At 40.1% G+C, this 24,624-nt stretch carries 20 protein-coding genes and 1 other RNA gene; 6 read left to right on the forward strand and 15 right to left on the reverse strand.

Going from position 1 to position 24,624, the window contains the following annotated elements:
- Positions 1-382 precede the first annotated feature (382 nt).
- From CDG60_RS14495 to CDG60_RS14540, 10 genes are all read right to left on the reverse strand, one after another.
- Positions 383-3,184, reverse strand: coding sequence for a DEAD/DEAH box helicase (locus tag CDG60_RS14495; RefSeq protein ID WP_087514426.1), 2,802 nt, complete (start codon positions 3,182-3,184; stop codon positions 383-385).
- Entirely contained in the window at positions 3,181-4,875 is a 1,695-nt protein-coding gene (locus tag CDG60_RS14500; protein ID WP_087514425.1) for a site-specific DNA-methyltransferase, read from the reverse strand. Before CDG60_RS14500 ends, CDG60_RS14495 begins: the two co-directional genes overlap by 4 nt.
- Positions 4,876-6,648: an AIPR family protein gene (locus tag CDG60_RS14505; RefSeq protein ID WP_087514424.1), complete on the reverse strand. Its 1,773-nt coding sequence runs from the start codon at positions 6,646-6,648 to the stop codon at positions 4,876-4,878.
- Positions 6,649-9,498: an SNF2-related protein gene (locus CDG60_RS14510; protein ID WP_264757124.1), complete on the reverse strand. Its 2,850-nt coding sequence runs from the start codon at positions 9,496-9,498 to the stop codon at positions 6,649-6,651. It abuts the gene before it with no gap.
- A 116-nt stretch (positions 9,499-9,614) separates the two neighbouring features.
- Positions 9,615-10,622 (reverse strand): HNH endonuclease, encoded by a 1,008-nt coding sequence (locus tag CDG60_RS14515; RefSeq protein WP_087514422.1) that lies wholly within the window; start codon positions 10,620-10,622, stop codon positions 9,615-9,617.
- A complete protein-coding gene (locus CDG60_RS14520; RefSeq protein WP_087514421.1) occupies positions 10,615-11,199 on the reverse strand; it encodes a class I SAM-dependent methyltransferase in 585 nt (194 codons plus the stop codon). Before CDG60_RS14520 ends, CDG60_RS14515 begins: the two co-directional genes overlap by 8 nt.
- Before the next feature lie 73 nt (positions 11,200-11,272).
- Positions 11,273-11,503, reverse strand: a complete 231-nt coding sequence (locus tag CDG60_RS14525) for a helix-turn-helix transcriptional regulator (protein ID WP_087549577.1) — start codon at positions 11,501-11,503, stop codon at positions 11,273-11,275.
- A gap of 73 nt (positions 11,504-11,576) precedes the next feature.
- On the reverse strand, positions 11,577-12,473 hold the full coding sequence (locus tag CDG60_RS14530) for a recombination directionality factor (protein ID WP_119023843.1): 897 nt from the start codon (positions 12,471-12,473) through the stop codon (positions 11,577-11,579).
- A 119-nt stretch (positions 12,474-12,592) separates the two neighbouring features.
- Positions 12,593-13,642 carry a YqaJ viral recombinase family nuclease gene (locus CDG60_RS14535; protein ID WP_119023832.1) on the reverse strand — a complete coding sequence of 350 codons (1,050 nt, stop codon included), beginning with the start codon at positions 13,640-13,642 and terminating at the stop codon, positions 12,593-12,595.
- Between the two features lie 152 nt (positions 13,643-13,794).
- Positions 13,795-14,838: a DUF932 domain-containing protein gene (locus tag CDG60_RS14540; RefSeq protein WP_119023844.1), complete on the reverse strand. Its 1,044-nt coding sequence runs from the start codon at positions 14,836-14,838 to the stop codon at positions 13,795-13,797.
- 682 nt (positions 14,839-15,520) lie between these two features.
- On the opposite strand from CDG60_RS14540, the gene CDG60_RS14550 reads away from it, so the two are divergent.
- The 4 genes from CDG60_RS14550 to CDG60_RS14560 are packed head-to-tail and all read left to right on the forward strand — an operon-like array spanning position 15,521 to position 16,696.
- The gene (locus CDG60_RS14550; protein ID WP_119023833.1) at positions 15,521-15,778 is read left to right on the forward strand and encodes a hypothetical protein; all 258 of its coding nucleotides are present in this window, start codon (positions 15,521-15,523) and stop codon (positions 15,776-15,778) included.
- A gap of 3 nt (positions 15,779-15,781) precedes the next feature.
- Positions 15,782-15,913, forward strand: coding sequence for a hypothetical protein (locus tag CDG60_RS18535; protein WP_264757125.1), 132 nt, complete (start codon positions 15,782-15,784; stop codon positions 15,911-15,913).
- Positions 15,910-16,134 (forward strand): hypothetical protein, encoded by a 225-nt coding sequence (locus CDG60_RS14555; protein ID WP_087514477.1) that lies wholly within the window; start codon positions 15,910-15,912, stop codon positions 16,132-16,134. The genes CDG60_RS18535 and CDG60_RS14555 overlap by 4 nt, the downstream gene beginning before the upstream one ends.
- A gap of 34 nt (positions 16,135-16,168) precedes the next feature.
- The gene (locus tag CDG60_RS14560; RefSeq protein ID WP_087514476.1) at positions 16,169-16,696 is read left to right on the forward strand and encodes a hypothetical protein; all 528 of its coding nucleotides are present in this window, start codon (positions 16,169-16,171) and stop codon (positions 16,694-16,696) included.
- Between the two features lie 86 nt (positions 16,697-16,782).
- On the opposite strand, the gene CDG60_RS14565 is transcribed toward CDG60_RS14560, so the two are convergent.
- Both CDG60_RS14565 and CDG60_RS14570 read right to left on the reverse strand, forming a co-directional pair.
- Positions 16,783-17,091, reverse strand: a complete 309-nt coding sequence (locus CDG60_RS14565) for a hypothetical protein (protein ID WP_087514475.1) — start codon at positions 17,089-17,091, stop codon at positions 16,783-16,785.
- A gap of 102 nt (positions 17,092-17,193) precedes the next feature.
- Positions 17,194-18,063 (reverse strand): YagK/YfjJ domain-containing protein, encoded by an 870-nt coding sequence (locus CDG60_RS14570; RefSeq protein ID WP_119023834.1) that lies wholly within the window; start codon positions 18,061-18,063, stop codon positions 17,194-17,196.
- A gap of 571 nt (positions 18,064-18,634) precedes the next feature.
- On the opposite strand from CDG60_RS14570, the gene CDG60_RS14575 reads away from it, so the two are divergent.
- Positions 18,635-19,609, forward strand: coding sequence for a hypothetical protein (locus CDG60_RS14575; protein ID WP_087513991.1), 975 nt, complete (start codon positions 18,635-18,637; stop codon positions 19,607-19,609).
- A gap of 83 nt (positions 19,610-19,692) precedes the next feature.
- Here CDG60_RS14575 and CDG60_RS14580 read toward each other — a convergent pair whose 3' ends face one another.
- Both CDG60_RS14580 and ssrA read right to left on the reverse strand, forming a co-directional pair.
- On the reverse strand, positions 19,693-20,829 hold the full coding sequence (locus CDG60_RS14580) for a tyrosine-type recombinase/integrase (protein ID WP_087513990.1): 1,137 nt from the start codon (positions 20,827-20,829) through the stop codon (positions 19,693-19,695).
- A gap of 182 nt (positions 20,830-21,011) precedes the next feature.
- Positions 21,012-21,370, reverse strand: a transfer-messenger RNA (tmRNA) gene (ssrA, locus tag CDG60_RS14585).
- A 130-nt stretch (positions 21,371-21,500) separates the two neighbouring features.
- Between ssrA and glpK the strand changes: the two genes are divergently transcribed.
- Positions 21,501-22,985 (forward strand): glycerol kinase GlpK, encoded by a 1,485-nt coding sequence (gene glpK / locus CDG60_RS14590; RefSeq protein ID WP_087513989.1) that lies wholly within the window; start codon positions 21,501-21,503, stop codon positions 22,983-22,985.
- Positions 22,986-23,093: 108 nt separating this feature from the next.
- Here glpK and CDG60_RS14595 read toward each other — a convergent pair whose 3' ends face one another.
- On the reverse strand, positions 23,094-24,620 hold the full coding sequence (locus tag CDG60_RS14595) for a DHA2 family efflux MFS transporter permease subunit (RefSeq protein WP_087513988.1): 1,527 nt from the start codon (positions 24,618-24,620) through the stop codon (positions 23,094-23,096).
- Between the last annotated feature and the right edge of the window lie 4 nt (positions 24,621-24,624).

A 24,624-nucleotide genomic window follows, 5' to 3' on the forward strand; every position in this document is an offset into this window, starting at 1 on the left:
TAAATAATGAAAAGATCCATCAAGAGATAGTTATGTGTGTCTAGAGTTTTTGTGGCTATTTACCAGTCATTTCTCAAGCATCATAATCTGGAAAGCCGTATGGGGCTGCACAGAAACTACCATGATAATGCTATTGCAGAAAGCTTTTTCAACCCAATTGCTTCTTGGATTTTCCCCAGTCTGACATGACATGAATCATTAACTAATAAAATGTGCTCACTTTTGTTATTCTCAGCTAAGGGTATTTTACATATATACCTGTTACAGAGATGGTGACTGTTTAACTGCTAAATTAAAAATTTAATAAATATAATAGATAAAATTTATCCAAATTACCCAATAATAAGAAGCCCTAACAATAAGTCAGAGCTTTTTTTAAGTCTTAATCTTTAAATTGATATCTTAGATAATCATCCAACCTTTTACTTTCGACCACTTCATTGTGAGGAATCAATAAATAATGCCAAGGTTTAGTCGACACTGTCGAGGCATTCTTACACCACTCACTTCCAGCTTGAGCCTTTATAATTACCTCTTCCGAAGTCATTTCATTTTCTGCTTTTGTTTCAGCGAGCAAAAAATACTTTTCCGTCTCAACTACAAAGTCTGGAATATATTCTGGCTGTGCTCCTTGAAAATTATAATAAATTTGGAATTGCCCTTTAGCTGGCTTAAACCATTTATTACTATCTCTTTCCAAAATAATTGCAAAACGTCTTTCTGTATCTGAATCAAACTTTTGAAAGATCATAAGACATTTTGAGAAACCCGTAAAAAGCAATTTCTTAATTGGTATTCCTCTAGCGGGTGTTACACGTATGGATTGAGGAGGAATTTCTTTTATTGCTGTAAAACTTGGCTGTTTCAGCTCAACAAAACTACGGTTAATTACAACATTATAATTTGATGCCTTTTCCCAATGATGGTCCTGCATTTGACCATGGATATTATTGGCGATCGTTTGATAATTCTGTTCAACAACCTGTACTACCTCATCATTAGTTAAGTAGGTTCTAAAATAATCTACTATTTGATTCGACAGGTCATACAACAAGTCTGCTTGAGTAAAGTAATCGATATCATCGAAATCGATCAGCGCATAAACAATACGATCTTGAGGACTCTTTTCATTTAAAGCTTCATCAGCCTTAATACTGAAAATCTGATTATTACTCAAGTTTTGGCCAATTAACTCACGCTCTTGTGGTTGTAGATGTAGCCCTTGTGTATTGAGATTAAATGAATGAAATCCTGTTGCCACATCATCAGATGGTGTCACGGAAATACGTGGAATATCAATCGTATTCTGGATATGTACTTCAGTAACCTGCTGAACAATTTTTAATACTTCTTCTTTAGATGGAGTTTTTTTGATACTTTGCTCTTCACCAAAATCCAACTCTTGCACCATGCTTGAGGCATTTTCCTGAATTGCCTTGAGTACATTTGCTGTCATTTGTGCTTGAACTTCGTGATGAGTTAAATCTTCACTATGTTTCACTGTTTCAGTATTTTTAGCTTGTGCTTGAATCTCTTTCTTCACTTGCTGAATTGTCTGAATTACAGTTGGATCTGCTAAATCTAAATCAACTTTCAGGTTTGTCTCATTAGTCTTTTGATCATTCAACTCAACCTGATCTTGAATAGTGACTGTTTCTTGGGTATCTGTTTGCTGACTATGCCCAGTACCTAACAGCACATCTAAACGAGATGTACTTGTTACACTGATGACTTCTTGCTCTTCATTTTCAGGTTCAAGAATATAGGTTTTTAATTTAAGAATAGAATCTTCTCGATTGGCCTCATCTACAATATCTTGGAATCGATCATGCGCCACAATACTCAGGCGATCTACCTCTTCTACTCCTGTACGCTTCCCATAGGGCAAACGCAAACCACGACCAATAGATTGTTCTACCAAAGTACGAGCATTTGCAGCACGTAACGGGATGATCGTATAAAGGTTCGTTACGTCCCAACCTTCTTTTAGCATGTTGACATGAATGACGATTTCTGTAGGTTCATTTGGATCTTCGACTGACAGTAATCGTTGAGTGATTTCTTCTTCTTTCGTACTACTATCAACCTGAATGACTTTATCCTTGTATTGACCTTTAAAGAATTCATCAGATTCAATACGCTCTTTTAATTGAGCTGCATGTGTCGTGTCACGTGCAATAATGAGAACAAATGGTTTAACTTTTGGCTGACCTGTATTTTGGGCATAGTTAATTAAATGCACCTTAGTCATTTCATGTAAGCGAATACCGTCTTTAAGCTTAATCTCTTCTATCTGTTCTGTGCTTAAACCTTTAGGATCAAAATTACGCTGAGTCACTACGGCAGGCTCTTTCACAAAGCCATCTTCCATTGCTCGTGCCAATGGATAATCCATCACCACATTTTTAAATGCAACTGGACCTTTAGCCGTTTCCACAAATGGTGTTGCTGTTACTTCCAATCCCATCAATGGATTAAGCTCATTAATCGCTTTAATCCCTGCACTTGCACGGTAACGATGTGACTCATCCATTAAAAGCACTAGATCATCTAATCCAGCGAGATGATTAAAATAACTTTCTCCTAATACTTCACGCATACGCTTAATTCGGGGTTCTTTACCGCCACGAACTTCGCTATTAATTTTTGAAATATTAAATACATTTATGCGTATTTGACCTAATAAACTGGCGGTTGCGGTATCACGACTATCGTAATTATCACCTGTGATAATCATGGGTGACTGAAAGTTAAACTGTGCCAAATTTGCAAAAACATACTTAGGTGTATTTGGAGTAAAATCTGTGATTAATTTTTCGTAAATCGTTAAGTTTGGTGCTAAAACAAAAAAGTTATTAATATCGTAAGCCAAATGTAAATAGGCAATAAAAGCACCCATCAGGCGTGTTTTACCCACACCTGTCGCTAAGCTAAAGCAAATACTTGGAAAATCTCGTTCAAAGTCAGCTAACGTTGGGAATACTGTTTGTAACTTTGCTAATGTTTGCTCATTAACTTCAGTATCTCGTCCTCGCTTTGTCAGTAATTCTTTGGCATTTTGAATTGCTAGATCGAGTTTCTCTAAGCTTTCTGCTTGAGGTGCACGTAAAGACAAGCGTGCTTTCAAACCTTTAACAACTTGGGCAACAGGGTTTCGTTGTGAATATTGAATTGATGCTGTCATGTTTGATCCCCAAATAAGTCACCCGTTACCTGAACTTGTTCTTGCGTATTTTTAACTTTCTTCACTTTTGGCTTTTCTTCAATATCAGGTTCTGATATCGGCAGATTTTGAACATTCAAACTGTAATCATCATGTCCCCATTCACATGCCTTAATGATACTGTTTGGAATTTTCTTTAACGTTAGATTGGTAAAACGATCGATATTTTTAGAACGCCAAGCACTCGCAATAATCAGCAAAGTACGTCCTTCACCGACTTCTTCAGAAATTGCTTGTAACTGTTGATCTGTCAATGTCTGTGTCGTGACATAAATAAAATCAGTTTCACTGCCTTTACCGTGATTCCAGTACTCAGTTTCTGATGGCGTATAGGTATAGCCTTCTAGCTTACACATTGCTTCAACTAGCATTTCCTGATTGTATTCAGGATTAATAACCCAGTTATCCCATTGATCTTTTTTCATCAAACTTGGTGCGAGTTTGTAATAACGGAAACCACCGCCACCTTGCCAGCTAGTAGATTCAGTAACACCGCCTTTGTCTTCACCATCAATCACTTTTTGCAGACGAGGAATAACATGAGTATGACAATGCTCGCCAAGTTCAACCATAATCCAGCGACGACCCATTTTATGAGCAACTGCACCAGTCGTGCCTGAACCAGCAAATGAATCTAGAACCAAATCACCTTCATTTGAAGAAATATGGATAATTCGTTCCAATAAACGTTCAGGTTTTGGCGTGGAAAAAACATCCGTTCCATTAAAAAATTTTGCCTCATTTTTAGCTTCATGATTATTCCCCACCTCTTCATTCAACCAAACAGTTGAAGGTGGACGTGTTGGACTTTCCTCAGCAAATTGCTTTACAAAGACCTCCCAACCTCTCGAAGTTTTTGAAAACTCCACCAATCCATTAGCTAAATTCTTTTGAAAAGTATCTTTAGACCATCTCCAGTTACCTTCACTATTATCAGAAGGCCTAATCGGATATATATCTGTATTATCAGGAGACTTTATCGCATACCATAAGTTAGGACGATCTTCACGTCTCGAATTTGAACCTTCTTTCCTTAAAGATCTTTTTCGGTAGTACTTTCCAGTTTTTTCATCAAAACTATTAAATTGCTTTAAATTTTGTTCAACATGTAGTTTATTTGGCTCAAACTTTTCAGATTTTCTATAAATTATCAAATGGTCATGATCAACACTGAATAACTTTGCATCCATTCTTTGACTATATACTTTTTGCCAAATAGAATTTGCTACAAAGTTTGCTCGACCAAATATTTCGTCTAACAACACCTTCAAGTAATGTGCTTCATTATCATCAATTGTTATCCATAAACTGCCATCCTCAGATAATAAGTTTCGGATAATTTCTAAGCGATCACGCATCAACCCTAACCAAATGGAATGCTCTAAACCATCATCATAATGAGTAAATGCACTGCCTGTATTGTATGGTGGATCGATAAAAATACATTTTACTTTACCTGCATATTCACGTTCTAACGCTTTAAGAGCAAGTAAGTTATCACCAAATATGAGTTTATTATCAAAGATATCATTTTCAGAAACTTTGTTTTGTGCATGGTATGATTTTAAAGGATCTTCAAGTAAAATTCGTGGCTCTAGGCGTGGTCGCTTGTCTTTTCCAATCCAAGTTAGTTCAAGTTTTGTTTTAGACATTTACACACCTTCTGAAGCAATTTGAGGCGCTGCTAATGCAGCCATCATTGAACCCTTAATTCTACGGCAATCACTGATATTAGTAAAAATACTCGATGCCTGTTTGTTCCAAGTTTCCGCATTAACCACCTGGATTAACTTTTCTGATATTGAATCAATTTGTTGAGAAATGATGGTCCGTTCATCAGTGGGTAAGTAGGGTGTAGCTAAATTAAGCTGAGATTTAATTTTAATGTACACAAGATGCAAAATCATGAAAGCACCTTCTTCTAAGATGGATCTAGAAGATAGTGCTTGGTTAGCAACAAAGTCAGGTTCAGTTAAAGCCCTATCTTTTACAGTTTTCAAAGTAATTCGTCCGACTTGACCCAACTTCCACAACTCACTTGAGTTCAAGCTATCATGGAATAAGTCATCATAAGCATTTTTTAATGGGTCATCTTCTCGTTTACGCTTCTTGGATAACGGACTTTTCAATAACTTATCAACGCTACTGTTTGCGGCAACGATAAAGTTCGGGGAATTTCTACCTGAATAAGAACACGCCAAATAACGAGCTACTTCCTTTAACGTTAAAAGTGTATCTGTTAATGCTACATTCCCTGAAGAGCTCTTAATGATATAATTCAGGTTTGAAATCTTTAAAATTTCTGACCATCTTTGTTGTCTTTCATCCAATGATGAAAAGTCCTTTAAATCCACATTGTTCTGTAAATTACGATACTCTGTAATTTTTTGCGAAACAGATGAATTTAAATCGTCTAATTTAATAAATGTAGCTAAGACTTTTATGTTCTTATCTTGATAGAAAGACTCTTGCTTTGACGCTATTGTACCAACAGTTTGAGCACCATTAATTACAGAAAGCCCTTTAACATCAAATTTTCCTTCTGTCTTATTTCTACTAATTGGGGGTTTTTCTCTAATGTCAGTACATAAAAAAGTTATACCATTATTAAAGTAAAAGAAATTATTTATATCATTTGCTAGCGTATGCTCAATTTCTTTATTTACTTTCGTTGATCCTTTATACACACGAATGTTTCGATCAACTAATTGCTCTCCATATCTACGGCCTAATGCACATAAATCTTTTGCATCCATAACTCCATAATAGGCAATATAGGGTTGTGTCTTTTTCCCAAAATTTTCTAACACAATATTTGGTTCATTAATTTCAGTTTGATTTCGCTGCTGCAAAAATAAATTGATCATTTTTTGCAGTCCAAAATCATGGAATTTTATATACTCAGGTCGACTATCATCATTGTAATCTTTTTCAATATCTGCAAATTGTCTCGTTCTATCCTCGTGTAACACGTTCCCTGTATGTACAAGCACGCCTTTAACTTGCACATTTGGTTGATCTAAAGCATGTTCAATTTGGCCTCTTAACTGAGGTGGAATTGTAGCAAAACGCTCAAATTTCATACCAATTAAGTCAATCACGCCATTTTTTGTAAATTTAGTGACGTCGCCTAAATCTGGTTCTTGATTACCATTTTTTATATATTTCGATTGTAACAACCAAATTATGTTATCTGAATCGACATATATTGCATCAATACCATTATCTTCACGACCATCTACTATGCTTGCGACTGCTTGATTAATATCAACATCAGCATATGCATGTAAAAAATATGCACATAATGCTTTAGTAAAAAAATTACTTTTTATAGCGTCTGCGGAAGAACCTTCACCAACAATTACACCTTGAAACTTTAACTCTAACTCATTACATAACAATTCAAGTTCATGTGGCTGGCTCATTTAAATAATTTCCCATTCAATTTCAAATAACTTCTTCACTTGAACTTGCTGTTCAAGTTGTCCCTCTAAATGACCAATCAACTCATTACGCTGCATGTCAATTTCATCTTGTCGATCAAATAACTCACGTCGTAGCTTCGTACGCTTCATTTCTAATTCACGCTGAGTTTTTTGCCAATTCAACTTATCTTGTAATGAAGCTGCAATTGTCGCTGACTTTCTTGCTTCTTTAATTGCCTTATCAATTTCCTTAATCTCAACCTCAAGGCCATTTTTTAAATCATCTGCCCAGCCATCAAGTTTGATAATTTCCTGATCAAAAAATCCAAGGTTTCGAACATTTACTTCCTCAAGAATTCTATTCTTACGATTTTCTTGCTCTAAACATATCTTCTCAGGCAACACTATTTGAGCAATATCAGCTTGAGATTTTATTGGTAATTTTAAGAGTTTCTCAGGATCATCATCCGCCAAAATTTCACCTAATTTGGTCATCGCACTCAAAACAAGATATTGCTCAAGACGACCTAGACTGGAAACTTCTAATAACTCAGCAATTAAAAAACCTGAATTATCAATGAACGGCTTTAAACTGGATACCTGTAAGCCATATGCATCATAATCAAATACCAATTTTTCAGGCTTTAGCATTTGTGCCTTAAATCGATCTAATAAAGATTGAACAAAAGGATGATTTAAACGTATGACATGTTCATGTGTATTTGTTTTGGCTAAATCATAACGACCTATCTTGAATGCAGTTCCATCAATTGTGATTTCGTCATGTAACTGGAAGCCATTTTCATCAAATACAACATTTGCCGCATGACTACTAAATTCATCATTGAGCAATGCCAATAAATATTGTTCATAGGTCTGTCTAATCTGAATAGCATCAGACTTAATACGATAAAGAACATTTTCATCAAAATGATTCATCAGCAAATTACGAGTATTCAGCATTGCTTCATTAATTTCGGCTGAAAGCTCATTCTGTAAATTTTCAAAGCTTTGTGCTATTTCTTCAGGATTACGACACGCCTGATAAATTTCTGCAATTCTTTTTTCAAAGTCCACACCTGAACCTATCGTGCCTAGAATTTCATCACTCGCACCAAATACCCCATCAAAAAGCTGGAACTTTTCAGAGAGTAAATCATAAACACGAGAATCGGCTTCATTACTACGATCAACAAAATTTACAACTACAACATCATGCTTTTGACCATAACGATGACAACGTCCAATACGTTGCTCAATGCGCTGCGGATTCCAAGGCAAATCATAGTTAATAATCAGAGAACAAAATTGCAAGTTAATCCCTTCCGCACCAGCTTCCGTCGCAATCATGACAGAACCTTGCTCTTTAAAGTAATCAACTATTGCTGCACGTGTATCTGCTGACTTCGCACCTGTAACACGATCCGTCCCTTTATATCGCTCAATCCATTCCTTATAGATCTTCTTCGCTTTATCATCATTATTAGTGCCATTAAATAAAACTAAACCATCAAAATAAGATGTGCCTCTCAGCAATTCAGTGAGATATTCTTGAGTCCGTTTCGACTCAGTAAAAATAATGGCTTTTTTTTCTGCACCTAACTCTTGCAAAGCCTCAAAAGCAGTTTCTAATGCTGTAAGTAAAGCTTGCCCTTTGGACTGCTGTTTAATGTTTATAGCTAAAGATTGAAATTCTTTAAGCTCAGCAATTTCCAACTCAATGGCTTGCTTTTCTTGCGCTGATAAAATTTCATCTTCTTCAAGAAGCTCTTCATAGTCATCTCCAGACTCTGTTAAAGCTTCGTAGTCATCATCTAACTCATCCAAAATATTAGAATCTTGATCAAGCAATTTCTTTTCTAGACGAGTAGTCATTGTGGCTAAAGCACCAGCAATCGCCTGAGTTGATGAAGCCAGTAACTTCCACAACACAAGAGAAATCAACTGTCTTTGTCCAACTGGTAATGCTTGCAAATTAGGGCGACGTAAATAGTCAGCAACTAAATCTCTTAATTGTTGTTCTTCTTTAGATGGCGTAAAGTCCTGAACAATTGCACGTCGTGCTGTATACGAAACAAAAGGCTGTACCTGTTGTCTTAAAGTTCGCTTACATACCGTAGCTAATCTTGCTTGAAGCTGAGGAAGTGTTACTTCCTTCTCACCTGTAATAAATTGACTTTTAAAACTTTCTAAATCCCCAAAGACTCGTTCATCTAAAATACTCACCAAGCCATAGAGTTCTAATAAAGAATTTTGTAATGGGGTTGCAGTTAGTAGTACTTTGTTGTGAACATGCTTTAGAGATTGCTTGATCACATTTGCTGTTATATTTTGTTTTTTATAAACATTTCTTAGGCGATGTGCTTCATCTATTACAACCAAATCCCACGCAATATTTTTAATATCATTTGCTTTAGATTTCACAAACTGATACGAGCAAATAATAATGTCTTCTTGAATAAAAGGATTTGTATAACCTTCTTTTTTTAGTTGATTATAAATTTTTGCTTCAAAAATAACAGATTTCAAACCAAATTTATCATACAGTTCCTGATACCACTGCTTTCTTAGATTAGCTGGAGTAATGATTAAAATACGTTTTTTTCTCTCCGCCCAAGTCTGAGCAATTACCAAACCAGCTTCAATGGTTTTACCCAAACCAACTTCATCAGCCAGTAGAACACCTTGAGATAGTGGATTTTTGAATGCAAATAAAGCCGCATCCACTTGATGTGGATTCAAATCAACTTGTGAATCAATCAGTGTTGAGGCAAGTGAATCAATAGAGTTATCAACAGATTTTTTAGTCAGCAACCATGATAAATATTGTTTTTGTTGATTAGAAAGCATGACTGACATAACTCAATGTTTTATAAATAAGATATGATAAATATCATATCATTATTAAAAACAACTTTTGCGTTTTATACTTATCCCATCAAGCTACTTATTCGATCTTTTATAAATTAACCATCCCACATTAAATAATTATTTTCTTTCCCCTGCGCATAAGCCCACTCCGCCACTTTATGCGACCGCTCTTTATCTGTCAGAAAGCCAAGTACAGAAATCCGATCTACAATGATAATATCTTGTTCATCATTTCGCTCTCGCCACTTATACAAGAATTCATCTGAGGCAAGTAAGTTGCTTTTCTTAGAATTACAGCCTGAATCCGCAAGCACAAAGTTATGCCCTGTGTCTGATGGATACATCGACCACGGAATAAAATGATCGACTGCATAATTTCCTTTTCGCATCGGTTTATTGCAGTAGAAACACTTATAATCCTGTAACTCTACCAAAACATTTGCCACTACATTGAGTTGATTACGGCTCGGCTCAAACATGAATTTTTCAAGGTTCGGGAGCTTATTTAAGATAGGTGCATTGCTACTGTTCTTTCGAATGTAATCAATCCAGCGCTTTTGACATAGCTCTTCAATAACCTCACTAAACTGCCGTAAGCAAAACATGACTTTTGGCAATAACGTCAGCTGCTGTTTGGCTTGTGCTAACTGATAGAGAAACTCAAAATTTTGACCATTAATGTTTTGTAGATAACTTACAGGCATATCTTTAACGGTGCGAGCCACATCTTTGACCAGCTTAGACCAAATAATGACATCTCGTCTTAATAATCCAAGCGATGAGTAAATCTGCCTTAGTTCAATTACTCTATTAACGATTGCTGCTTGCTTACCATTATTCTGATTTAAGATCAGTTGGCCTGTATCATTGAAGTTATATGGCATAGCCTGCTTCCAATAGAGTTCAATAAACTTTTCAGCTATGTCACTGTACTCAAGTGCCAATTCATCACCACAATCTTCACCTTTTTCAATGGCTAATCGACTCAGACTAATGAGCAAAGCAAACTTATAGGTGCTGCTAAAGCTACCTGACTGCAAAATCAGTTGGATATTTTTCAGGAATTTAAGTTGCTCTTGGGCTGTTGGAATGCAATTAATCATTTTTCTCCCACAAAATATTGAGCCACTGCTCTTCTCGGTCAGGTCTGTTATCCACTGTAATCCACTGTTGAACCAGACTGACCTGATCAAACTGTGCTAAAAGTTCTTGTGCTTGCTGTTCATTTAAATCTGTAAACTCTCGACCATCTTTTTCTCGATCTGAGTCTCCATATTTAAACGACATGTAAATCACACCATTGGGCTTTAATGCTTGAAGCATTTTTTCAAGGGCTTCAGCTAATCTACTACGTTCACAATGAAGTAGGGATGCGCATGCCCAAACCCCATCGTAAACAGCGACTTCATCAACCTCATAGAAACTCTGATGCTTCACTTGAATGCCTGTCAATTCAGTTGCCTTTTTAACAAGCTGTTCTGAGTAATCAATTGCATCAACCCGATACCCTTTTTTCTTAAAAACCAAAATATCACGCCCTGACCCACAGCCGACATCCAGGATATGGGCATTTATAGGCAACAAATTTAGAAAAGGCTGATAGAGGCTTTCCATATCCACATAAAGAGTCAAGTTCGTAAATTCTTCTGCATGGTAATTGTAGTAATCTATTGTTTTCATTCAGAACACTTAGGCTAAAAGACATACATAGTCTATAAGAAAACAAAAAAATAAGGGAGCCGTAGCTCCCACCTTATTCACGGCTCGCTAACTTATTTTCAATCCACTGATGAATTTCATAAGCTGACCAGCCAATACGGTTTTGTGTGATTTTTACTTTCTTCGGAAAAGTTGGATCATAGTAAGGCGAGTATTCATCCATCATTTCATAAATTGTTGATCTACCTACACCTACAAATTTGATCACTTCTTTAATATTGATAATCTGATTCATCTGAAAAGTCTGACCTGTGAACGCATTCATGATGTTTACTCCTGATCACTGATGCGAGCGGGTATTCGCTCAAATGATCGGCCTCCTGTGTAAAGTTTCACTTTCAGGAGTTCACAGCATGAACTGATTTCTGCAATCCCTGCTGAAGATCCCGTACTTGGCTTAATCCCTTATCCTGCTTCTGATCCCACTGTTCTTCACCAGAATAAAACTCTTCAACCGCTTCCACACCATCTTCACTGTTCATTTCAAACCTCACATTGTCATAGCCATGCCTCGCTGTGCGATCCAGTGCCTCCTGATTAAAACCACTTTGCTTACCCTGCTGATCAATATCCTTCGCCATCTGAATGGCCTGCTGCAGGTCTGTCCCATCTCTGAGCGTCAGATCCACGTAATACACAGGCGTTCGATAGCTTTGTGTGGTGGACTTACCCCGAAGTGTCAGTTGCAGTGGAAGGCATGACAACAGACCATTCGATGCAGCATGGTAATAACTCAACCGTGCTGCCAACGTCCGAATACTGTTAAAACCCGTGGTTCTAAAAATAAATGTCCCAAGTTCATCAGATTCGTCCAGATTGACATAAAGACGTCCATAAAGCTTACAGAGTCCACTCTGTCCCAGTGGACATAAGTCAGGAGACGGACATGGATGCTGCTCTACGCCCTGACTGGTCAGCCGCTGGCAGATTTCTCCATTGCCGACACATATGAGACGTCCTGTCTGATGGTCAAATAAGGTATATTCCGCTCTCAGGTTGAGATCAGGATCATTGAAAATCATCCGTACCGGAATACTTCTTAGCTTTTGGTTCTGTACTTTGGCACGCAGCTGCTCATCTAAAGGATGTTTCACCCATCCATCTTTATTCTGAATCTGACTGGTGATGGTGAACTGATCATCCTTTTCAGGGATACGTTTGCCGTTCTTTTCAACCATCCTGCCTATACTGATTCGTCCCAGTACAGGTGGTGTAATTGCTAAACCTTTGATCATGATCATTACCTCTTCTGTTTAAATATTCTGATTTGCCTGATCAGAATGAAATCTGCATAAAAAAATCCCATGCGGCCTGGCATGGGATGTCTGGGTCATTGCTGAATGTTCTGCTTAGGCTAATCGGTATAGATACTGAAACGTCTTGAACCCTGTTTAGCCTGTGGAAACTGATTCAGATATTCAGGATGCAGTTTCAGTAAAGCCTTACTGTTTAAACTGACCGAGTCCTTCGCCTTTTTCCACGTCACTGAACCTGTTTTAAAGGTTGCCCGTTCAGTGTTCTGCATTCTGGACTGCAACTGATGTTTCAGCAGATCAAACTGCTCTTGGTACTTTTCTATGTGATTGCGTGCCTGAATCAGCTGTTCAAACTGTTGACTGGCCTGCTCATCCTCAGATAAGTCAGTTGTACTCAGCGGCACATGCTCAGGATACAGCTGCTGCAATGCTCTGGCTGCCGACGCGCTGGCATCGGCTTCAGGTGGCGTATCCTTTTCCACACACTCCCAGAAGTAACGCTCTGCCTGGATGATGTGCTGAATCACTGATTCTGAGCGGGTCACTTTAAAGATACGGGTTTCATGTCCACAGATCAGCACACAGATATGTGCCGCCTTCCTGCCGGTAACGGCTAACTGATGCTGTACCTGACACAGCACATACAGCGGCACACCATCGCGCCATAGTCTGGCACCGTATTCTCCGGCTGTTTTACATTCAAGTATCTGTACATCGGCATCCCCTGTGACGGCATAATCCAGGTTGGCCAGCATGAAATGCCTGTCAGGATCGGGATGCTGCAGAACAGCATTGACCCTGCGGACTTTATAGCCGGTATGCATGCTGTAGTATTCAGCCACTAAAGGCTCCAGGCGTTTTCCCCAGTACAGTGGTGCATGCCCTTCGCTTTCATCTTCAATGGATTGTTGAATCCGTCCTGTTTTAATCATCCACAGTTCAAGCATCGACATATAGGGGTTCAGTCCGCACGCTGCGGCACAGTCACTGCTGCCGATGCCTTGCCGACGTACTTCCAGCCATTCGGCCTGAGTGAGTTTTCGGGTATCCACAAAGCGTTTTGCGGTAAACAGTTTAGGACGGCCGGCATAGCTGTTGACTGCGGGATTCGGTGTTACATTCAGAGAGCTGTTCAGAGCTGTATTCATCATTATTTCCTGTTTTATAAATTTAGGGCATAAAAAAGCCGTGCCCGAAGACACAGCTTTGAATGCCGTCAATCAGATATTTCTGAGATGGAGACTGGAGAACCTGTACACAGACCCAGGGCGCTGCTCACAGTACAGGTCAGCGGTCAGGCTTAAGCAATCATGCTTAAAGCCTGTTCCAGTCCACGCTGCTTAAGTCCGGCACCTGCACCGAACCATGCTGAATCAAGCCGGTGATCCTGACTCATTGCCCGACGTTCATGATCAGCAAACTCAGTAATACTGCACAGCAGACCATAGGCTGTACCTTTTGCTGAGCTGAGTTCTGCCCCGCGCCCCTGACCATTGAACATTTCCATGGTTTTTGTCATGGCTCTTGCATTCGGTTCAGGTTTTTCCTTCTTAACCGATTGCGCTGCCTGAGCTGCCACCCCCCGGTAGAACTGAATGATACTGTCCTCCTGATCGGTCACATTCATGCCGGTGCTGTTGAACACCGCATCAAAATAGGCTGCTGCCTCAGTCTGAGTAACCTTACGCTGTGTCAGCTGTTTCATTTCATACATATGTTCATCCCATGCACGCACTGAAATCCCCAATTGCTGTTTAATCTTTTGTGCATCAAACCGGGTACTATGAGGAACCTTGACTACACCTGCACTGCTGTTCTGCCCTTTGAGGGCAATCGCCAGGGTGTTGTTGCAGACCACTCTGATACTGGTGAACTGTGCTGTGGTCGCCAGGGTACCGTCACATCCTGTTGCCAGTAAAATATAACCATTGCTGACATCCTTCGCCTTCAGTGCTGTACTCTGCCCAGTCCTTGCCAGCGCCCAGAATTTCCTGCCACCTTTCAGCACACCTGCAGTTTCCAGTTCAAAGCCGGACTGTTCAGTCAGGTCACGGTAAAACTCCAGTATTTCCCGGGGCTGGACTTCCTGATAACGCTGACTGACCACAGACAACGGAGCATGAGTATCTGAACGGTATAACACCCGCTGTTCCTCATAGGGCATGATGATGCTCTGTCCCCGTTCATTCTGTGCCATATAACTGACATTTGAGGATTCAATCTGCCAGTCCATGCCGGCCTGCTGAGCCCAGACGTCAACGGGCTGGTTCTGACTGAGCTGACTGCCAAGACCATGCCATGGGGTCTGCCCCACATAAGCCATATTTTCAATTTGATGTGCCATGATAATTTCCTTAAAAAAATTGCTGTTTTTAAAATGATCCAGTTCAGATTCCGGGCATAAAAAAGACCTGCTGAAAAAAGCAGGCCAAAGGGGGTAAATCATGCAGTGTTCAATCTGCGTGAAGATTCATGTAAATGTTATATATCTGAAATATATTGAAATCGGGAACGGTCGGTAAGCGTACAGCTTTTCAGCTGAACCTGCCGGCTGCGATTGACCTTGTACAGCTCTGCGATTATGATTTGGATGCTGGCCTACATTGCCAGCCGGTTTTGACAGACCGCTTACCCAAAGCACACTAAAAAGTTCATCTTTTTGGTGGGCGACCCTGCGTGTCCCCCTCTGCGGCGGAACGGGAGGGGGACACCTCCGGGTGTGCTGATCTTTTTGGGTATCAGTCTGTCAACCCTCTTTCGTTTCGCCACCATTATTTGACAGTGATGTGGTGAAACTTCTTTATACCCAAAGGAGTCATCATCATGACCAAGCATTATCCCGTACTGCTGTTTTCTCTTCAGCCTGCCTGGGCTGCAGCACTGCCCTGACTTAAATTTACAGATTTTATTTCTGCCTGAAGACGGTCATGTCCTGTGGACGGCTTACGCCTGTCTTTTATGCCGATTCAGACGGATAAAAAATTCCTGTTCCAGAATAACCAGAACAATAAATTTTAAGGGGGCGAATGAAAACTTCATTCTTCATGACATCCATCGCTTTGACTGTGCTTCTGCTTACAGGCTGTGCCGGTAAGTCCGAACGTCAGTTTATCAGTGGATGCAGATCCGGCGGTGGTGACACTGCCACGTGCAGCTGTATCTACAGCAAGCTTGAAAAGAAATTCGGTGCTGATGCACTGGAGCATGAAATCCGCACCATCCAGCAGACCGAAGCTTTTCACCGGGAAATGATCAACAGTACTTATCAGTGTCTGAAGGAGTAAGGCATGAGGATTATTGCCGGTATTATCTGCATCACCGCAGTCATCCTTTTCCTGGGATTGCCCTTCATCGGAATGATGATTCTGTTCGGGCTTTTCTGCTTACTTGCTCAATTCGCATTTGGGGGAAATAAATGAATCCATCCATTAAATCATGGCTGATCAGCGGCTATTTTATCATCGGCCTGCTGTATACGCTCTATCAGAGCTTCTGGGGACAGTACAGCTACAAGTCCTTTGCCTATCATCTCGGCCAGGGTGTGATCTGGCCTGCAGTGATGTTCCCATCCGTGGGAAAATTTATCGGGGGCATGATCATCCTGATCATCATCGGCATTATTGCCCTGCGTTCAAAATAATCTGAAAAAACACATAACATATTAAGGAACTAAAATGAAAAAACTGATCACCGCATTATTACTGTCCGCCTCTGCCACTTCTGCTTTTGCAGCAGATCAGATGACGGTCAGTGGTAAAAAAGTAACCATGAGTGATACACGTTCAACACTGATTCAGAAGTTTGGCAAACCTGAATCCGGTACAGCACAGTTCAGCAACTGGACGCTGGGGAATCTGAGCATTTATGCCAGCCACCCTTCAAAGGGACTGAGTCAGTTCAGTGTGACACAGACCGGCAGAAAATCCGGCAGCCCTGTCATCACAACAGGAGGTAAAACCCTTCAGCTGGGTAAGGATACTATCCGTACCGCCACAGACAAACTGAAACATGGCTGTTTCAGTTTTGACGAGGGTCGTCAGGGATCAACCTATTCCATGGCGCTTCAGCCTGCCGGTCAGAAGTACTACATCATTCTTGAAACAACAGGAGATGCTTATGATGTCAGAACCATGGCCGGCATGCCGATTACAGGCTTTACATTTACAAAGGAAAATCCTGAGTCCAGTGAAGGCTGTCGCTGATTCCCCTCTGTCATAAGAATGTATTCTCCTGACAGCATTCAGTACAGGCTGACCCTTATCAGTCAGCCTGTTTCTTTCACTGCTGTTCAGTCCTGCCGGCCGTAAAAGCTCCGCTGACAGATCTTACAGCAGTATCCGGTGGAGATCCCTGCACCGGTATCATTCCGGTGTGTTTCCATCAGATGCGCACAGGCTGCCCTGAGCAGCACCTCTGCCAGTCCTGCAACCCAGGGTGACAGGCGTAACCCTCCTGAAAGCGTTTTAAAGAGTATTCTCCCGGCTCCGAGCTGAGAGATCAGACTGACCGGACTCTGCTCAGGTCTGTGTCCATGTGGATGAGAAACAAAAACCGGATAAACCTGGTCAGAATGACAATATGGGCAATGTATAAACATGGCAGTACAACTCCTGTGAAAAATAATGGGCTTTATGTATAAGCCCCTGATCATTCAGATCATGATCTTCACGTGGATGATGTATGCCTGTCTTATTTTCTGTTATCCAAAGGTATGCATCCGCTTTCTGGTTTTCACTCGCAGATGCTGTGATTCCTTTTCCGGGCGCACCAGGTATGTCACCGTATTCAGCATATTATCCACTTCATCCAGGCTATTACGGTGAATCATCCCAATGCCCAGACGGTTACGGTCTGTGAACTGTTTAAGGTAGGCTGCTGTATGGCAGTTGAAATGACAGCCCTGTTCCTCTGTAATATTTTTCCAGAGCTTTCCGACACGGTCTGCCACTGAATATGCATTACGGCGTTCACGTCCCTTATAAACCAAGAGTAAATGACAGTGATAGCCCTTGTCCTCTCCTTGCTCTAATGCCCAGGCGTATTCAATCAGACCTTTAAACACTTTATCCTGATCACGTAACCGGGTACGAAGCACATCCATATCATCACTGAACTGCTGAATACCGATCTGATTCTGGTACTTAAGCGGATAAGCTAAATCGACGCGTACCACTAAAATTCGTGAATATTTATCACTGACTTCTTGCATACGACCAACAAGCGTCCTGGTATTTTCTGACTCACTATGACGATGATCGCGTAATTGACGTTTATGTCCACGATAGTGTCGTTTAAAATTTCGTTGAATTTCTTCAAATGAAATTTCAGTTAAACGCTTATATAAATATTGGGGATCATCCAAATACTCATTTAAATCCAACAGCAGCTCAATCATGGCATCTATAGCTGGCACATAATGAAAATCAGGATTATAGATTTGGTCTAATTTAATAAGCAGATCCATTAATCTTTTGTAGAACTTATAAGGCTTACTTTTTCTATTTGAAATATCTTCAACAAACAACTCGACATTGATTAAGATTTTTGATTCATTTGCAATATTACTCATGTGAGTTCCTTTTAACAGTTTAAACTATACAAAGAACTCTTCTGTAATTATTTACCTTTAGAAAAACAGACTAAAAGGATGAATATAAATAATATTAATAACCACCCAAAAAAACAACCAAAAAACCTAAGGCCATCATATAAAAAAATTTAAAAAAACCAATTAAATTGAAGCAATTCTTATCCACACAAAATCAAAAATACATGACTTAAATTTTATTAGATTATATAGTTCTTGAATTTTAAAGACCATTTTTTCCGTTCAACACATTTAATTCTTTCTAAAAATAAGCATTCAAGAATATTTACTGTAATTCATGAATTTTGTAGTTTCACCCTACCCTCCAAAACTGAGTAGTTCCGTTATCACGCCCTCAAGCACTTCAAAGAGTACAAGAAATTGACTATTAATTAGGAATAACGAAGAAATTTTAATAAAAAAAGATCAATTTTATCAATAAACCACTATTTAATATGAACTCATTCAAACTTTAAAACGCTTAAAACACTATGAAAATTTATGTATAATTACTCTACAAATACTACTAGATTTACTACATAAGGAGATATAAATGCCAGGTTTTGAGTTAGATATTCCCAAAGTTAAGGATCTAGATATTCAGGATGAGGATGTTGCAAAAACTATTGATGAAATACCAGACGAAGAGTTGATGAAATCGATTAAGGCAACCCTAGGAAAATATCGTGATGAAGATCTTATTTGGATTTCTATAGAATTTCTTCGCTTTAAAGAAGACATTAAACAGGGCCCAAAAAAAAACCACACTAAGCTTAATGATTTAAAACACTTTTCTAGTTTCGATGAAATTAAAAATAATTTAATTAACTTAATAAAAAACTTAAAATCAAAAGAAAATATCGATAATTTTCTAGAGAAAATAAACAATAAGAACAATACATTCTCAAAAATACTCACTGACATCAAAAAAAATCAAAGATTATGTATATTCGTATTCAATTATGTAGAAAATGATAAGAAAGATTTTTTTAATTTTAAATATGAGAAACCAATATATCTCCATCTCGCACACTGGTATTTTACAAACGATCTCAACACATATAGGAAAGATCGAAAATTCGAAAATGCTATTGAGTATTTTAATAATAAGATTTTAATAAAAGAAAAAAACTGCTCAAAAAAATTCCAAGATGAAACCTTCCTCAGTTGGGCATACTTATATTTAAAAAGAGTTGATTGTTTTTTTAAAAATATAAATTACATACCGACAAATAAAAACCATTACCAACTGTTAATAACAGCATATCTTGATTATTTATGCTTCTATGATTATATCCTCCATGAAAATACAATCAATAAACTTAATAAGGCATGGAGTCAAAAAAAGTTTAGAGACAGAGATAAAGTAAGAAAACCTCACCATCTACCTCTAACAAAGAAAGCCAAGGCAGAACTTGAAAAACTATCAGCTTTCAAAAAGCTGTCAGAATCTGAGATATTAGAGCAACTCATCCACCAAATGTTTCTTAAGGAAATGTGTGACGAGAAAGAGAATAGTAAATATTAAGTGTATATTTAATTTGGTAAAATTTTCAAAATATGTAGAGACTTTTATGTTCAAAGGGAGTCTCTACATGCATTTCATCCTTATTAAAAACACCACTTTCTTACTTGTTCACCATACCACTCCATAATTTTTATACGCTCATCCCAATATTGTGCGCGGTTATAGGCTGATCGAATTCTATTTTGAGGGACATGGGCAAGCTGACGCTCAATTGCATCGGGATTAAACAGATTTGATTCATTTACAACTGTACTGAATAGCGATCTAAAACCGTGTGTTGTCATTCGACCTGCATAGCCTGAACGCTTAATGACTGCCAAAATGGATTCACTACGCATCGGTTCTTTATTACTTAGACGATGTGGGAAAAGCAATTCTTGATTATGGGTAAGTCTTAAAGCTTGCAGTTCCTCGATCATCATGTCCGTCAATGGCACACGATGTGGCAATCGGTTCTTCATGCGGTCTTCAGGAATATCCCACTTACGCCCTTCCAAATCAAATTCATCCCAACGTGCTTGTAGTAACTCACTGACTCGAACACCAGTCAGCATAATTAAAATGATGGCATGATGTGTCTGAGCATCACTTGGATAAGCTCTAACTTTTCTTAGAAATTCAGGCATATCTGAAGCAGGTAATGATGCTAAATTTTTCACACGCTTATTTTTTAGCGCATAGACCAAATCACCTGCAGGATTATCGTAGCGATAGCCGTGTGCAATAGCGTACTTCATAACCATGCCACAGCGAGATAAGGTACGTTTGGCTACTTCAAGTGAGCCTCTTGCCTCAATCTTTTTTATGATCTGTAAAATTTCAGGTGCTTGAATCTGATTAATATGCTTATTTTCTAATGAAAGATACAATTCATCTAGAGATGCTCTGACATTGCTAATGTGCTTCGGGGACCACGTTTCTTTCTGATTCTCAAACCAATCTTCAGCTACTTCTTTAAAGAAAGGCTTTATGTCCTCATGAAGTACTGATTTTGAATGTTTATACTTAAGTTCATAAGCCATTTCTCTAGCTTTTTTCAAACTAAGTTCTGGGTATGGTCCTAGTGACTCAGATTGACGCTGCCCATGAACGGTATAGCGGACATTCCAATACTTCTGACCTTTAGTCGTAATAATCAGCGATAAACCATGTGAATCTGATAGACGATATTGCTTATCTTTCGGTTGAGCTTTTCTACATTCTGCATCTGTGAGTGACATATTTTCAACCAGAATTTGTTGTGTTAATTTCTGGGTAAATTTTGCCAATTTTTACCCACACAAAGCAAAAATAGGGTCAAATCGCTTAGGATAGCATCGGACAATACAACCAATAAAAAAGCCCTTAAACATTGAGTTTAAAGGCTTTTTTATACTCCGACGGATTACTTCGGAAAGAATTTTGGTGGAGGTGGCGGGAGTTGAACCCGCGTCCGCCAGCACTACGCTCGAGAATACTACATGCTTAGATATCGTCTATTGTTTTAACTCTTTGTGACCCGACGAACAGGGTACAAATCGCGATCCTCTTAATTTAGTACAAAACCCCGAGGCCTGGTTTTATACGGACTTGTGTGCGTGCGCTTCAGTCGGGCTCTCTAACCACAAGTATTCGGAGAGACGGACAAGCTGCCCTTAGGCAGCTAGAGCGTATGATTCGTCGTTTGCGACTAAAAAATGCAAATTTGATTTACGAGAGAAAATGCGCTCTCGACATGCATCTATGAGTTTCATCACCAGCGTCGAAGCCAGAAACACCCCCAAATTACCACGCAATTATAGCATAACTGTTGCAAACTATGTGGATAATTCACTACATTTACAGAACTTCATGCGCTTAATGACATCATTGCGTTACCATCTGTTTTTTTCAAGGGTTAATTATAAAAAATATGAGCTATTTACTCGCACTTGATCAAGGAACGACCTCCAGTCGGGCAATTATCTTCGATGAACACGGAAAAGTTCATGCAACAGCTCAAAGAGAGATCCAGATTAAAACTCCACATTCAGGCTGGGTGGAGCAGGATGCTCAGGAAATCTGGTCCACCCAAATTGCGGTTGTTCAGCAAGCCCTCGCTTCCGCTCATATTCTTGCCAGAGACATCAAAGCACTTGGACTGACCAATCAAAGAGAAACCACTGTTGTCTGGGACAGACGTACAGGGCATCCGCTTGCACCGGCTATTGTCTGGCAGGACCGTCGGGCGGCAGAATGGTGTAACAGTCTGATTGAACAGCATCATTTTGAACAGATTCATCAGATTACAGGTCTGCGTATTGACCCTTATTTCAGCGCAGGAAAACTGGTCTGGTTACTGGATCACACAGAGGGTTTAAGAGAACTGTCCGAACAGGGGCATGTCGCATTTGGCACTATAGACAGCTGGCTGATCTGGAATCTGACCCAGGGGGCTGAGCATGTCATTGAGGCAAGTAATGCTTCGCGCACGATGCTCATGAATCTGAAAACTCAGCAATGGGATGAGTCCCTGCTTGACCTGTTCAACATCCCTGCTTCAGTCTTACCAAAAATCCAGCCCTCTGATACGCATATTGCCAATACAGCACCAGGTTTACTTGGTGCTGAGATTCCTATTGCGGGGGTTATGGGAGACCAGCAATCTGCCCTGTTTGGTCAGTCCTGTTTTGAGCCAGGAACAGCAAAAAACACCTATGGTACAGGTTGTTTTATGTTGTTCAATACAGGATCAGACCTGCAATACAGTCATAACCAGCTGTTAAGTACCCTGGCATGGAACTGTCAGCAACAATCCTGTTTTGCCCTTGAGGGCAGTGTTTTTATGGCAGGTGCGATTGTCCAATGGCTCAGAGATGGTCTGGGCATTATTAAAAACAGCGCTGAAGTCGAAAAACTGGCGTGTCAGGTCAATGATACAGATGGTGTGGTTTTAGTCCCAGCATTTACAGGACTGGGTGCGCCTCACTGGGACAGTGATGCCCGTGCCCTGCTCTGCGGTATGTCACGTGGGACAAATAAATCACACATTGCCCGCGCAGCACTTGAATCCATTGCTTTTCAGGTCTCTGATGTACTGACAGCCATGCAGTCAGATATCAATAAGCCTTTGAAACAGCTTCGGGTTGATGGCGGTGCCAGTCAGAACGACATGCTGATGCAGTTCCAGGCCGACATTCTGAATGTTCCTGTTCTTCGTCCTGAACTGCTTGAATCCACTGCATGGGGAGCTGCTGCCATGGCAGGGCTTAAAATGGGTGTATTCAACAATCTTCATGAAATTTCAGAATCCTGGCAACTGGATAGAGCTTTTGAACCTAATATGAGTGAAGACCAGCGACAGATGCATTTACAGCAATGGAACAGTGCTCTCAATCGGGCAAAATCCAGCTACTAAACAGGTATCAGGCATATCAAAATAAAAAGCAGGAAGCACCGTTGAGTACTTCCTGCTTTTTTTACCGACAAATAAATACCGGATTGTTAAACCGTTCATTTCATTCTATCAGTGTGCATGTCCCGCCCCGACACTGCCTTTGGGTTTTGGACATAGCCAGATAATCAGTCCTGCAAATATAAACACCATCGCAAAAATCAGGAAAACATGATTGACCGATAAGGTCAGTGCTTCTTTATCCACCAAATTTGAGATGGTTCCCAAAGCCATTTCCGGACTGAAACCGCTGTTTACCAGATTCCGCTGTGTTTCTTCCACATGCATGGTCGAAACAATTTCACTGCGTGCCAGTTTGGTATGGTCATCCCATATGGTCACCGCAATGGATGCACCAATTGCCCCTGCCATCGTCCGCATAAAGTTCATCAGACCTGCGGCTGAAGCCACTTCATCGGGACGTACCACACCCAGTGCAATATTGGACAATGGAATAAAGAAAAAAGGAACAGCAAACCCCTGAATAATCTGCGGCCAGGCCAGTGCCATAAAGTCGGCATCACTGGTCCAGAATGAGCGCATCAGCGTGACGCATCCCAGTATCATCAGACCAAAACTGGAGAGTGCTCTAGGGTCATATTTAGTTGCCATTTTTGCCACTATGGGTGACATTAACAGACTGCCAAAGCCCATGGTTGCAGTCAGGTAACCTGCCCACGAAGCGGTATATCCTAAATTGATCTGTAACCACTGCGGAATCAGTACAATACTGCCAAAGAACGCTGCAAAGGCAAAAGCCAGGGAAATGGTCGCAATGGTAAAACCACGGTATCTGAAAATCTGAATATTGACGATAGGATGCTTTTCATAATATTCCCAGATGAAAAAGGCAATAAATCCAACCACCAGAACAACAGCCAGCACGCAGATCACAGCACTGTTGAACCAGTCCCGTTCATGCCCTAAATCCAGCATCAGCTGTAATGCGCCAATCCATACAATCAGAAGTGTTAAACCAACAGTATCAATAGGCAGTCTGGCAATCGGTGTTTCTGCCGGTTTCATCAGACGCATTACACCCACGGCGCAGATCACACCCACAGGAATGTTAATAAAGAAAATCCAGTGCCACGACCAGTTATCACTGATGGTACCCCCTAAAATGGGTCCCAGAATCGGTCCAACAACGGTGGTCATTGCCCACATGCCCATTGCCTGAGAATGTTTTTCAGATGGGAAAATCCGCATGAGTAAAGTCTGACTGAGCGGCATGATTGGACCACCAAACAGACCCTGACCAATACGGCAGATCACCAGCATAGCGAGGCTGTTGGACAGACCACACAAAATGGAAAATGTAGTAAAACCAATCAGGCAGACACTGAAGACCCGAACCGCACCAAAACGCCCAGCCAGCCAGCCGGTCAATGGTACACAGATCGCTTCGGCAACCGCATACGATGTAATGACCCAGGTTCCCTGAGAACTGGAAACCGCAAGGCTACCAGTTATATGAGGTACAGAAACATTGGCAATGGTCATATCCAGGACGACCATAAAGTTGGCAAGGGCTAAAAAGAAAGCCGCCAGCAGTAAACGCCCGCCTTTCAGTTCGCCATGAAAACTTGCTGTATTCATAAGC

It is taken from the genome of Acinetobacter chinensis (genome assembly GCF_002165375.2).
GTDB lineage: Bacteria > Pseudomonadota > Gammaproteobacteria > Pseudomonadales > Moraxellaceae > Acinetobacter > Acinetobacter chinensis.